The organism is Streptomyces sp. NPDC001709 (assembly GCF_053596375.1).
The window spans coordinates 1-14,789 of record NZ_JBSFGB010000085.1; the positions used below are offsets into that span (position 1 = coordinate 1).

2 protein-coding genes are annotated in these 14,789 nt (G+C 75.7%); both read left to right on the forward strand.

Going from position 1 to position 14,789, the window contains the following annotated elements:
• Positions 1–8,052: SDR family NAD(P)-dependent oxidoreductase (locus ACWC0C_RS46760; protein WP_450871167.1), on the forward strand; the 8,052-nt coding region annotated here is incomplete at its 5' end.
• Positions 8,053–8,064: 12 nt separating this feature from the next.
• Positions 8,065–14,789, forward strand: a 6,725-nt coding sequence (locus tag ACWC0C_RS46765) for an SDR family NAD(P)-dependent oxidoreductase (RefSeq protein ID WP_450871169.1), incomplete at its 3' end; no start/stop codon positions are given.

The following is a 14,789-nucleotide window of genomic DNA, read 5'->3' on the forward strand; positions in this document are numbered from 1 at the left end:
GTGTCCTTCGCGGTGATGGTGTCGCTGGCGGCGTTGTGGCGGTCGTTCGGGGTCGAGCCGGACGCGGTGGTCGGTCATTCGCAGGGCGAGATCGCGGCGGCCTGCGTGGCCGGGGCACTCTCGTTGCGCGACGCGGCGAAGGTGAGCGCGCTGCGCAGCGCCGCGCTGAGCGCGTTGTCCGGCGCCGGCGGGATGATGTCGGCGGCGCTGCCGATCGCCGAGCTGGAACCGCGGCTGGCGCCCTGGACCGGGCGGGTGTCGGTGGCCGCGGTCAACGGGCCCGCCGCGGTGGTGCTGTCCGGCGAACCCGGCCCGCTGCGGGAACTGGCCGCCGAGCTGACCGCCGAAGGCGTGCGGGCCCGGCTGGTCGCCGTGGACTACGCCTCGCACTCCGCGCAGGTTGAACGGATCCGCGCCGAACTGCTCGACCGGCTCGGCGGACTCGAGCCGCAGTGTGCCGAGATCCCGTTCTACTCCACGGTGACCGGCGAGCGGCTGGACACCGGGGCCCTGGACGCCGGGTACTGGTACCGGAACCTGCGCGAGACCGTCCACTTCGAGCAGACGGTCCGCGAGCTGAACGACGCCGGGCACCGGGTGTTCGTGGAGGTCAGCCCGCACCCGATCCTGACCGCCGCCGTGCAGGACACCGTCGAGTCGGCGGGCAGCACCGCCGTGGTGGTCGGTTCGCTCCGCCGCGACCAGGGCGGCCCGGCCCGGTTCCTGATGTCGCTGGCCGAAGCGCACGTCCGCGGGGTCCGGGTGGACTGGACCGCCGCGTTCGGCGCCGCGGGCCACCGCGCGGAGCTGCCCACCTACGCGTTCCAGCGGGAGCGCTACTGGCTGGCCACCCCGGCGGGCGGATCGGATCCGGCCGGGTTCGGGCTGGACGCCACCGCGCACCCGCTGCTGGGCGCGGCCGCGCCGGTCGCCTCCACCGGTGAGCTGCTGCTGACCGGGGAACTGTCCCGGCAGCGCCAGCCCTGGCTGGCCGACCACATGGTGTTCGGCACCGTCGTGCTGCCCGGCGCCGCCTTCGTCGAACTGGCCGTACGCGCCGGGGACGAGGCGGGCTGCGCGGTGCTGGAGGAGCTGACCGTGCAAGCGCCGCTACCGCTGTCCGAGCGCGGCGGCGTGCGGGTGCAGGTGGTGCTCGGCGCGCCGGGCGAGGATGGCGGCCGCGCCGTGGACGTGTACTCCCGGCCCGGTGGCGGTGATGTCTGCGCCCGGCCGGACGGCCGTACGGAGTGGACGCACCACGCCACGGGCAGGCTCGGCGCGGCCGGGGTGCCCGCGCCCGGGATCGGCGCCTGGCTGCCGGAAGGCGCCACCCCGGTCGAGCCGGCCGACCGCTACCCGGCGCTGGCCCGGCTCGGCTACGGCTACGGGCCGGTGTTCCAGGGCCTGCGCCGGCTGTGGCGGCACGGCGAGGACCTGTTCGCCGAGGTCGCCCTGCCCGAACCGGCGGCGGGGGAAGCCGGGGCGTTCGGCTTGCACCCGGCGCTGCTCGACGCGGTGCTGCACGCGGCCATCCCGGCCGACGGCACCGCCGACCCCGCTGCCACGGCCGCGCTGCCGTTCGCGTTCACCGGAGTCCGGCTGTACCGGGCCGGTGCCGCCGCGGCACGGGTGCGGTTGCGCCCGGCGGCCGGGGGAGCGGTGTCGGTCACCGTGACCGACACCGAGGACAACCCCGTCATGGTGATCGACTCGCTGGCCTTCCGCCCGGTGACCGCCGGACAACTCGCCGTCGGCCGCCAGGACCACCTGTACCGCACGGGCTGGGTTCCGTCGGCGGCCCCGGCGCAGGACGGCGCGTGGGCACCGCCGGCGGGCCCGGACGGGCTGGACGAGCTGGGTGACCAGGTGCCCGCCGCGGTGGGCGTTGCGGTGGCCGGGGTGACCGACGCCCTGGCGGTGGCGCAGCGCTGGCTGGCGGAGGAACGGTTCGCCGGGTCCAGGCTCGTCCTGCTCACGCGCGGGGCCGTCGCCGCCGGGCCCAGGGAGCCGGTCGACCCCGGTGCCGCGGCGGTGTGGGGCCTGCTGCGCAGCGCGCAGACGGAGAACCCGGACCGCTTCGTGCTCGCGGACACCGACGGGCACCCGGCGTCCGAGGGGTTGCTGCCCCGGCTGGCGGGGAGCGGCGAACCACAACTGGCCCTGCGAGCGGGGCGGTTGCTGGTGCCGCGGCTGGCCCGGGTGACCGAGGCGGCCGGAGGGACCCCTTGGTCGGCTGCGGACACCGTGCTGATCACCGGGGCGAGCGGCACGCTCGGGCGTCTGGTGGCGCGGCATCTGGTGGAGCGTCACGGGGTGCGCGGTCTGGTGCTGGCTTCCCGGCGCGGCGGCCACGCGCCCGGCATGGCCGAGCTGGCCGTGGAACTGCGCGAGCTGGGCGCCGAAGTGGCGGTGGAGGCGTGTGACGTGGCCGAGCGGGACGCCGTGGCCGCTCTCCTGGACGAGCATCCGGTGACGGCGGTGGTGCACGCCGCCGGGATCCTCGACGACGGGGTGCTGGCCGCGCTCACCCCGCAGCGGGTGGCCGCGGTGTTCCGGGCGAAGGTGGACGGCGCGCGGTGGCTGGACGAACTGACCCGGGACCGGGACCTCACCCGGTTCGTGCTGTTCTCCTCGGTGGCCGGGACCCTGGGCAACGCCGGGCAGGCCGCCTACGCGGCGGCCAACGCCGCGCTGGACGGGCTGGCCACGCGGCGCCGCGCCGCCGGATTGCCCGCCACCGCCGTGGCCTGGGGACTGTGGGCCGAGAGCAGCGGGATGACCGGGCGGATGGCCGACACCGACCGGGCCCGGCTGGCCCGCGCCGGGGTGCTGCCGCTGGACTCCGGCACCGCGCTGGACGTGTTCGACGCAGCCACCGCGCTGGACGACCCCGTGCTGCTGGCCGCCCGGCTGGACCTGGCGGCGCTGCGCGAGCGGGCGGCCGAGGGCGCGCTGTCCCCGGTACTGCGCGGACTGGTCCCGGCGGTACGCCGTGCCGCGGCCGACGGCGCGGCGGACGGCGCCGACGGGCTGCGCCGACGCCTGGCCGAGGGGGAGCCGCTGCGCGTGCTCCAGGACCTGGTGCTGACCCAGGCGGCGGTGGTGCTCGGCCACGCGGACCCCCGTGGTCTGTCACCGGACCGGCCGTTCAAGGACGTCGGCTTCGACTCGCTGACCGCGGTGGAACTGCGCAACCGGCTGGGCCGGGTGACCGGCGTCCGGCTGCCGGCGACAGTGGTGTTCGACCACCCCACACCCGCCGGGCTGGCCGGATACCTGCACGCCGAACTCGTCGGTGACACCGCCCCGGCGACCACCACGGCGGCCGCGACCCCGGCGGTGGCCGCGGACGAGCCGATCGCGATCATCGGCATGGCCTGCCGCTTCCCGGGCGGGATCGCCTCACCTGAGGACCTGTGGGACCTGGTGGCGACCGGCCGCGACGCCATCGGCGCCTTCCCCACCGACCGCGGCTGGGACGTGGCCGGCCTGTACGACCCCGACCCGGACCACCCGGGCACCAGTTACACCCGGCACGGCGGCTTCCTCTACGACGCCGGCCGGTTCGACGCCGGGCTGTTCGGGATCTCGCCGCGCGAGGCACTGGCGATGGACCCGCAGCAGCGGCTGCTGCTGGAGATCGCCTGGGAGGCGCTGGAGCGGGCGGGGATCGACCCGTCCTCCGTGCGCGGCGGCCAGACCGGCGTCTTCACCGGCGTCATGTACCACGACTACGCCACCACGCTGCGCGAGCTGCCCGAGGGCGTCGAGGGCCACCTACTCACCGGCACCGCCGCGAGCGTCGCCTCCGGCCGGGTCGCCTACACCTTCGGCCTGCAGGGGCCCGCGGTCACCGTGGACACGGCATGCTCCTCCTCGCTGGTGGCGCTGCACCTCGCGGCGCAGGCGCTGCGTTCCGGGGAATGCTCCCTGGCGCTGGCCGGCGGGGTGACGGTGATGGCCGAGCCGACCACGTTCACCGCGTTCTCCCGGCAGCGCGGGCTGGCCGCGGACGGCCGGTGCAAGTCCTACGCCGGCGCGGCCGACGGCACCGGCTGGTCCGAGGGCGTCGGCCTGCTGCTGCTCGAGCCGCTGTCCGCGGCCCGCCGCAACGGCCACCGCGTCCTGGCCGTGGTGCGCGGCTCGGCCGTCAACCAGGACGGCGCGTCCAACGGCCTGACGGCACCCAACGGTCCCTCGCAGGAGCGGGTGATCCGCGCCGCGCTGGCCGCCGCCGGACTGTCCACCCAGGACGTCGACGCGGTGGAGGGCCACGGCACCGGAACCGCCCTCGGCGACCCGATCGAGGCGCAGGCACTGCTGACCACCTACGGCCGCGACCGCGACGGCGCCCCGTTGTGGCTGGGGTCGGTCAAGTCCGGCATCGGGCACGCGCAGGCCGCGGCCGGGGTGGCCGGCGTGATCAAGATGGTGCAGGCGCTGCGGCACGGGGTGCTGCCCCGCACGCTGCACGTGGACGAGCCCTCCCCCCACGTGGACTGGGCGTCCGGCGCGGTGCGGCTGCTCACCGAGGAGCAACCCTGGCCGGACACCGGCCGCCCGCGCCGCGCCGGGGTGTCCTCGTTCGGCATCAGCGGCACCAACGCACACGTCATCATCGAACAGGCGGAAGCCGAGCGCCCGGATGGCGCCGGTGCGCCGCAATGGGACTCCGGACGGGTCGACGGAGGGGCGGCACAACCGGCCCCCCAGCAGCCCGACGTACCCGGCGGCGCGCAACCGGCCTCCGAGCAGACCGACGTACCCGGCGCCGCGCAACCGGCCCCCGGGTCGCGGCTGGTGCCGGTCGTGTTGGCCGGGCAGACCGGGGACGCTCTGCGTGCGCAGGCCGGGCGGCTGGCCGCGTACCTTGCCGATCACCCCGGCGACAGGACGTTGGACATCGCCTGGTCCAGCGTGGTGGGCCGGGCGGCTCTGGAGCACCGTGCGGTCGTACTGGCCGCCGACCGGGAGCAGTTGGGCGAAGGGCTCGGTGCGCTGGCCGAGGGCCGGGACGCCCCGGGCGTGCTGCGCGGCACCGCGGCCGACGCCGCGCGGCGGGTGGCGTTCGTCTTTCCCGGGCAGGGCGCGCAGTGGGCCGGGATGGCGCTGGAACTGCTGGACTCCGCGCCGGTGTTCGCCGCCCGGCTGGCCGAGTGCGCCGCCGCGATCGAGGCGTACACCGACTGGTCCGTGCTGGATGTCCTGCGTGGCGCACCGGGCGCGCCGGCGTTGGAGCGGGTGGACGTGGTGCAGCCCGTGACCTTCGCGGTGACCGTGTCGCTGGCCGCGCTGTGGCGTGCGTACGGCGTGGAACCGGAGGCGGTGATCGGCCACTCGCAGGGCGAGATCGCCGCGGCCTGCGTGGCCGGGGCGCTGTCCCTGGCCGATGCCGCCGCGGTGGTGTGCCTGCGCAGCCGCGCGCTGACCGAACTGTCCGGCAAGGGCGGCATGATGTCGGTGGCGCTGCCCGCCGAAGAGGTACGGGCCCTGTGCGCCGACGACCGGCTGGCCGTGGCCGCGATCAACAGCCCCACCTCCACCGTCGTCTCCGGCGACCCCTCCGCCCTGGAGGAGCTGCGGGCCGACTGCGAGGCGCGCGGAGTACGGGCCCGGCGCATCGCCGTGGACTACGCCTCGCACTCCCCCCAGGTCACCGCCGTCGAGGACAGCCTGGCCGCGCTGCTCGCCGGGATCAGCCCCCGGGCGACGCGGACCGAGCTGTACTCCACGGTCACCGGGCAGCGGCTGGACACCCGCGAGCTGACCGGCGCGTACTGGTACACCAATCTGCGCGAGACCGTACGGTTCGCCGACGCGGTGCGCGCCGCGCTGGACGCCGGGATCGGCACCTTCCTGGAGATCAGCCCGCACCCGGTGGTCACCCCGGGCGTGCAGGAGACGGTGGACGCCGCCGGAGCACCGGCAACCGTGCTGTCCACCTTGCGCCGTGACGACGGCGGCTGGCCGCGGTTCGCCCGGTCCCTGGCCGAGGCGCACGTCCGTGGGGCCGGGGTGCGGTTGGCCGAGGTGTTCGCCGGCACCGGAGCGCGGCAGGTGGACCTGCCCACCTACGCCTTCCAGCACCGCTGGTACTGGCTGGCCGAGCAGGCCGCGTCCCGCTCCGACACCTGGCGCCACCGCGTCGAGTGGCACCCCGCGGGCACACCGCAGCGCACCGAACCGGACGGCGAGTGGCTGGCGTTGGTGCCCGCCTCCGGCGCGGACCAGGACTGGCTGAAGACCCTCACCGCCGGCCTGCCGGTACGCGCCGTCACCGTGGACACCGAGCACGCCGACCGTGCCACCCTGACCGATCGGCTCCGCCGCGCACTGGCCGAGCACACCCCATGCGGGATGCTGTCCCTGCTGGCCGCCGACCGCCGCCCGCACCCGGCGCACCCGGTGGTGCCCGCCGGGGTGGCGGCCACCCTGGCGCTGGTGCAGGCGCTGGGCGATCTGGCCGCGACCGTACCGCTGTGGCTGGCGACCTCCGGCGCGGTGTCCACCGGCGACAGCGACCCGCTGCGCGAGCCGAGTGCGGCGCAGGTGTGGGGCCTGGGCCGGGTCGCGATGCTGGAACACCCGGAGTTCTGGGGCGGCCTGGTCGACCTGCCTGCCGAACTCGACGAGGCCGCGCTGGAGCGGCTGCGAGCCGTGCTGGCCGGCGGCTGGGGCGAGGAGGACCAGCTGGCCGTACGCGGTTCCGGCACGCACCTGCGGCGCCTGGTGCACGCCCCGCCCGCCGGCGGCACGGCCGGCCGCTGGCAGGCCAGGGACACCGCGATCGTGACCGGAGGCACCGGCGAACTGGGCCCGGAGGTCGCCCGCTGGCTGGCCGGACTCGGCGCGCGGCACGTGGTGCTGGTCAGCCGCAGCGGCGCGCACGCCGAGGGGGTCGCCGAGCTGGCGGCCGAACTCGACGGCCTCGGCGTACGGTTGACCGCGCGGGCCTGCGACATCGCCGACCGCTCCGCCGTGGCCGAGCTGCTCGCCGGGCTGCGCGAGCAGGGCGAGGCGGTGCGTACGGTGGTGCACGCCGCCGCGCTGATGCGGCTGGCCGCACTGCCCGACACCGACCTGGCCGAGTACGCCGACGTACTCACCGCCAAGGTCCGGGGCGCCCGGCATCTCGTCGAGCTGCTCGACCCGGCCGAGCTGGACGCGCTGGTCTTCTACTCCTCCATCGCCGGGGTGTGGGGCAGCGCCGACCACGGCGCCTACGCCGCGGCCAACGCCCAACTGGACGCCCTGGCCGAGCAGGCCCGCGCGGCCGGCCTGCCGGTGACCTCGGTGGCCTGGGGCGTGTGGGACGGAGCCCGCTTCCCCGACGGGGTGGACGCCAGCCAGCTGCGCCGCCAGGGCCTGCCACTGATCGCCCCCGGACCGGCCCTGGACGCGCTGCGCACCATCCTCGAACGCGCCGAGACCGGGCTGTCGGTGGCCGATGTGGACTGGACGAGGTTCATGCCGCTGTTCGCCTCGGCCCGCAGCCGGCCCCTGTTCGCCGAGATCCCCGAGGCGCGGCGCGCGCTGCGCCTCGCCCCCGAAGCGGAGGCGCAGCCCTCCGGATCCTCCTGGTCGCAGCGGCTGGCCGGGCTGTCGGACACCGAACGCCGCACCACCCTGCTGCGGCTGGTGCGTGAGCAGGCCGCCGTGGTGCTGGGCCACTCCGGCGCGAGCGCGATCGGTGCCGACCGGGCCTTCCGCGATCTGGGCTACGACTCGCTGACCGGGATCGAGCTGCGCAACCGGCTCGGCGAGGCCACCGGGCTGCCGCTGCCCGCCACGCTGGTGTTCGACCAGCCCACCCCGGCCACGGTCGCCGAGTACCTGCGCACCCGGCTGGCGCCCCCCGAACCACCGGTCCTCACCGAACTGGACCGGCTCACCGAACGTCTGTCCAAGGGAGACGGCGACAGCGAGCGGGCCGGCATCGCACAGCGGCTGCGGGCGATGCTGTCGCTCGTCGGCGGGGACGACGACGACTTCGACCCGACGTCGGACGAGGAGATGTACGACCTCATCGACCGTGAACTCGGGACGGACTGAAGGGGGTTGGACGTGTCCGAGGAAGACAAGCTCCGCGGCTACCTGAAGCGGGTCATGGTCGACCTGCGCAAGGCCAACCGCCGCCTGCAGGAGACCGAGCAGTCCCGCACCGAGCCCATCGCCGTCGTCGGCATGGCCTGCCGCTACCCGGGCGGGGTGCGCTCCCCGGAGGACCTGTGGCAGGTGCTCGCCGAGGGCCGGGACGTCACCGGTGGGCTCCCCACCGACCGCGGCTGGGACGTCGAGGGCCTCTACGACCCGGACCCCGAGCGCTCCGGCCACTCCTACGTCCGGCGCGGCGGCTTCCTGGACGACCCCGGCGCGTTCGACGCGGGCTTCTTCGGCATCTCCCCGCGCGAGGCGCTGGCCATGGACCCGCAGCAGCGGCTGCTGCTGGAGACCTCCTGGGAGGCCCTGGAGCGGGCCGGCATCGACCCGCTGTCGCTGCGCGGCAGCCGCACCGGCGTGTTCGTCGGCCAGAACTACCAGGAGTACGGCACCACCCTCGCGCACGCCCCGGCAAGCGTCGAGGGGCACCTCGTCACCGGCGTGGTGCCCAGCGTGCTGTCCGGCCGCATCTCCTACACCCTCGGCGTCGAGGGTCCGGCGATGACCGTGGACACCGCCTGTTCCACCTCACTGGTCACGCTGCACCTGGCCGTGCGGTCGCTGCGCGACGGAGAGTCCTCGCTGGCCCTGTCGGGTGGTGTGACCGTGCTGGCCGGACCCGGGCCGCTGGTCGAGTTCAGCCGCCAACGGGTGCTGGCCGCCGACGGCCGGTGCAAGGCGTTCTCCGCCGCGGCCGACGGCATGGGCATGGCCGAGGGCGTCGGTGTGCTGGTGCTGGAGCGGCTGTCCGACGCCCGGCGCAACGGCCACCCGGTGCTCGCCGTCATCCGCGGCTCCGCGGTCAACCAGGACGGCGCGTCCAACGGGCTGACCGCCCCCAACGGCCCCTCCCAGCAACGGGTCATCCGCGCCGCGCTGAACGCCGCCGGTCTGTCCCCCGCGGACGTCGACCTGATCGAGGCGCACGGCACCGGCACCTCGCTGGGCGACCCGATCGAGGCGCAGGCGCTGCTCGCCACCTACGGCGCCGACCGCGACCGGCCCCTGTGGCTGGGCACGGTGAAGTCCAACATCGGGCACACCCTCGCCGCCGCCGGGGTGGCCGGGGTGATCAAGTCCGTGCTGGCGCTGCGGCACCGGACCGTGCCGAAGACGCTGCACGCGGACACCCCGTCCCCGCACATCGACTGGTCCTCCGGCACCCTGTCCCTGGCCACCGAGGCGGTGTCCTGGCCGCGCGGTAAACGGCCGCGACGGGCCGCGGTGTCCTCGTTCGGCATCAGCGGCACCAACGCCCACGTCATTCTGGAGGAAGCCCCCGACCCGGCCGTATCGGCCGCACCGGCCGACGACGCGCCGGAGCCGGTCGCGGGGTCCGCGCCGGAACCGGTTGCCGGGCTCGCGCCGGAGCCGGTGCTCTCGCTGCCGGTGCCGGTGGTTGTCTCGGGCCGTGACGCCACGGCCCTGGCCGCGCAGGCGGCCCGGCTGCGCGATTTCGTCGCGGCCGACCCCGAACTGACCGTGCCCCGACTGGCGTTCGCCACCGCCACCACCCGTGCCGCCCTGGAGCACCGTGGCGCGGTGGTGGCCGCCGACCGGGACGAGTTGCTGGCCGGTCTGGACGCCCTCGTTGATGGCGCATCCGGCGCGATCACCGCGACGGCCGACCGGGGTGGGCTGACCGGGTTCCTGTTCTCGGGTCAGGGGTCCCAGTGGTCCGGGATGGGCCGTGAACTCCTCGACCGTTACCCGGTGTTCGCCGCATGCTTCGGTGACATCTGTACCCGGCTGGAATCGGCCGTCGGTCGTCCGGTGCGTGAGGTGATCCTCGGCGGTGGTGAGCGGTTGGATCAGACGTTGTTCGCGCAGTGTGGTCTGTTCGCGATCGAGGTCGCTCTGTTCCGGTTGCTCGAATCGTTCGGTGTGGTACCGGATTTCGTCGTCGGTCATTCGGTCGGTGAGGTGGCGGCCGCGCATGTGGCCGGGGTGTTGTCGCTGGATGACGCGGTTTCGCTGGTGTGTGCGCGGGCCGGGTTGATGCAGGAGTTGCCGTCGGGCGGGGCGATGCTCGCGGTGAATGCGACCGAGGCGGAGGTCGCGGGGGTCCTGTTGGGTGAGGTGGGGATCGCGGCTGTCAACGGTTCCCGGTCGGTCGTGGTCTCCGGTGCCGAGTCGGCGGTGGAGGCCGTAGCGGCGCAGGCGGGGGAGAGGGGGTGGCGTACGACCCGGCTGCGGGTCAGCCATGCCTTCCACTCGCCGCTGGTGGAGCCGGTGCTGGAGCGGTTCCGCGAGGTCGCCGCCGGGCTGCGGTGCGCCGAGCCCACCATCCCGTTCGTGTCCACGGTGGACGCCACGGCGCCGCCCACCACCGCCGACTACTGGGTGCGCAACGTCCGGGACACCGTGCGCTTCGCCGACGCGGTCGCCCACCTGCATGCCCAGGGCGTGAGCACCTTCCTAGAGGTCGGCCCGGACACCGCGCTCACCGCCGCCGGACCGGGCTGCCTGCCCGAGGACGCCACCGCCGCCTTCGTCCCGCTGTTGCGCCGCGGCCAACCGGAATCGGTGACCCTGCCCACCGGCCTGGCCCGCTTCCACGCGCACGGCGGCGCCATCGACTGGACCCGGTACCTGCCCGCCGGCGACCCGGTCGACCTGCCCACCTACGCCTTCCAGCACCGCCGCTACTGGCTGGAACCCGCCGCATCCGCCGACCCGACGGCGCTCGGTGCGCTGCCCGCAGGGCACCCGCTGCTCGGCGCGCTGGTCACCCTCCCCGGTGCGATCGGCACCGTATTCACCGGCCGGTTGAGCCTGCGCAGCCACCCCTGGCTGACCGACCACCGGGTCACCGGTACGGCGCTGCTGCCCGGCACCGCGTTCGTCGAACTCGCCCGGCACGCCGCCGAACTCCTCGGCGACATGCGGTTGGACGAGCTGACCCTGGAGGTCCCGCTGGCGCTGCCCGCCGAGGGCGGCCTCGCCCTGCGGGTCGGCATCGGGGAACCCGACGACGCCGGGTGCCGTGGCATCGAGGTGCACTCCCGGCCGTCGGACACCGCCCTGCCCTGGACCCGGCACGCCACCGGTGTGCTGGCAGAGAATGCCGAGAACAGCGCGGACACCGAGAACACCGAGAACCCCGAGGACACTGAAGGCGCCGGCGGCGCGGACCTGGTGCAGTGGCCCCCGGCCGGTGCCGAACCCGTCGCCCTGGACGAGTTCTACCCCCGGCTCGCCGAGACCGGTCTCGGCTACGGCCCGGCGTTCCAGGGGCTGCGCGCGGCCTGGCGGCGCGGCGAGGAGATCTTCGCGGAGATCGCCCTGCCCGTCGGGCAGCGCGGCCAGGCCGGGGAGTTCGGCCTGCACCCGGCGCTGCTGGACGCCGCCCTGCACGCCCTGGCCCTGCGCGGCGACGACGACGGTCTGCGGCTGCCCTTCGCCTTCCGCGGGGTGCGCTGGTACGCCGCGGGCGCTGCGGCGCTGCGGGTCCGGCTCACCGCCACCGGGGACGACGCGGTCCGGGTGGACCTCGCCGACGACAGCGGCAGCCCGGTCGGCACCGTGGAGCGCGTGGTGCTGCGCGCCCGCACCGGCGAACTGCGCCCACCCGCGCGGCTGGACTCGCTCTACCGGCTGGACTGGACGCCCGCCCGCGCCGGACGCCACCGCGACACCGGCGCCGCCGTGCTGGTCCGGGTCGAGGACACCCCGGTGGCCGAGCGCACCGCCGCCGTGCTGGAGCGGATGCGCGGCCTGCTGGCCGAGGAACCCGCGCCGGGGGCCCGGCTGGTACTGATCACCAGCGGTGCGGTGGCGACCACCGCCGAGGAGGTGCCGGACCCGGCCGGGGCGGCCGTATGGGGCCTGGTGCGCTCGGCGCAGGTCGAGTGGCCCGACCGGTTCGTGCTGCTGGACGCGCCCGACCCGACCGCCACGGACGCGGAACTGACCGCGGCGCTTGCCACCGGCGAGTCGCAAATGGCCCTGCGCGCGGGGCGGTTACTGGTGCCCCGGCTGGCCCGGGTGACCGATGCGGCCGGAGAGTCCCCTTGGTCGGCTGCGGACACCGTGCTGATCACCGGGGCGAGCGGCACCCTCGGGCGTCTGGTGGCGCGGCATCTGGTGGCGCGTCACGGGGTGCGTGGCCTGGTGCTGGCTTCCCGGCGCGGCGGCCACGCGCCCGGCCTGGCCGAGCTGGCCGCCGAACTGGGCGAGCAGGGTGCGGAAGTGGCGGTGGTGGCGTGTGACGTGGCCGAGCGGGACGCCGTGGCCGCGTTGCTGGCCGAGCATCCGGTGTCGGCGGTGGTGCACGCGGCCGGGGTCGTGGACGACGGTCTGGTCACCGGCCTGACCGAGGAGCGGTTGCGGGCGGTGCTGGCGCCGAAGGTGGACGGCGCGCGCTGGCTGGACGAGCTGACCCGGGACCGGGACCTCACCCGGTTCGTGCTGTTCTCCTCCGCCTCGGCGACCCTCGGCAACGCCGGGCAGGCCGCCTACTCCGCCGCCAACGCCGCACTGGACGCGCTGGCCCGGCAGCGCCGCGCCGCCGGGCTCCCGGCCACCTCGCTGGCCTGGGGCCTGTGGGCGGAGCGCAGCGGCATCACCGGCGAGTTGACCGAGGCCGACCTGGCCCGCATCGCCCGCCACGGCATCGCCCCCCTGTCCACCGAGGAAGCCCTGGCGCTGCTGGACACCGCCGTCGGGCTCGGCGAGACGGCCGTACTGCCGATGCGGCTGGACACCGCCGCCCTGCACCGGCTGGACCCGCTGCCCGCGATGTTCGCCGGCCTGGTCCGCGGCCGCCGCCGCACCCGGCAGCGGTCCGGCTGGGCCGACCGGCTGCGCGCCCTGCCCGCGCCGGAACGCCGCCGCGCCGCCCTGGACCTGGTGCGCACCCAGGCCGCCGGGGTGCTGGACCTGGCCGGGGCCGAACAGGTCGGCGCCGAGCAGTCCTTCGCCGACCTCGGCTTCGACTCGCTGACCGCGCTGGAACTGCGCAACCGGCTCGGCGCCGCCACCGGACTGCGGCTGCCCACCACCCTGGTCTTCGACCATCCCACCCCGGCCGCGCTGGCCGGATTCGTGCTCGGCGAAGCCGGTGGCCTCCGGACCGGACCGGAACCCACCGCCCCCGCGGTGGCGGCCGCGGCGGACGAACCGATCGCCATCATCGGCATGGCCTGCCGCTACCCCGGCGGGGTCGGTACCCCCGAGCAACTGTGGGACATGGTCGCGGCCGGCCGGGACGGCATCTCCGCCTTCCCCGCCGACCGTGGCTGGGACCTGGCCGGACTGCCGGTCGGGCTCGGCGGATTCCTGGCCGGCGTCGCCGACTTCGACCCCGGCTTCTTCGGTATCTCCCCGCGCGAGGCACTGGCCATGGACCCGCAGCAGCGGCTGCTGCTGGAGCTGTCCTGGGAGGCGCTGGAGCGCGCCGGGATCGACCCGCTCACCGTGCGCGGCAGCCGCACCGGGGTGTTCGCCGGACTGATGTACCAGGACTACGCGACCAGGCTGGCGCAGGTGCCCGAGGAACTGGAGGGCTACCTGGGCAATGGCAACCTGGGCAGCATCGCCACCGGCCGGGTCGCCTACACCTTCGGGTTCACCGGCCCGGCGGTCACCGTCGACACCGCCTGCTCGTCCTCGCTGGTGGCGCTGCACCTGGCCGCCCAGTCGCTGCGCTCCGGCGAGTCCACCCTGGCGCTGGCCGGCGGGGTGACGGTCATGTCCAGCCCCACCCCGTTCCGTGAGTTCGACCGGCAGCGCGGGCTGGCCGCCGACGGCCGCTGCAAGTCCTTCTCCGCCGCGGCCGACGGCACCGGCTGGTCCGAGGGCATCGGGCTGCTGGTGCTGGAGCGGCTGTCCGACGCACGGGCCAACGGTCACGAGGTGCTGGCCGTGCTGCGCGGTTCCGCGGTCAACCAGGACGGCGCGTCCAACGGGCTGACCGCCCCCAACGGCCCCTCCCAGGAGCGGGTCATCCGGGCCGCGCTGAGCGCCGCCGGGCTGTCCCCCTCGGACGTCGACGCGGTGGAGGCGCACGGCACCGGCACCACACTCGGCGACCCGATCGAGGCCCACGCCCTGCTGGCCACGTACGGCGCCGACCGCGACCGGCCATTGTGGCTGGGGTCGGTCAAGTCGAACATCGGGCACACCCAGGCCGCCGCCGGGGTCGCCGGCGTGATCAAGGTCGTACAGGCGATGCGGCACGGCCTGCTGCCGCGCACCCTGCACATCGACGAACCGACCCCGCACGTGGACTGGCCGGCCGGGCCGGTGCGGCTGCTCACCGAGGCGATCGACTGGCCGGACACCGGGGTCCGCCGCGCCGCCGTGTCGGCCTTCGGGGTCAGCGGCACCAACGCCCACGTGATCATCGAGCAACCGCCTGCCACGGCACCCGCCCCGGCGCCCGACGCCGAAACGGTACTGCCGGTGCCGGTGCTCGTGTCCGGCCGCAGCGCCGCCGCCCTGCGCGACCAGGCCGCCCGGCTGCACGAGTTCGTCCGCTCCACACCCGGAGCCGACACCACCGCGATCGCCCGCGCGGCCGCGCTGTCCCGGGCCGCCCTGGAGCACCGTGGCGCGGTGGTGGCCGCCGACCGGGACGAGCTGCTGGCCGGTCTGGCGGCGCTGGCGAACGGCGACCCCGGGGCCGT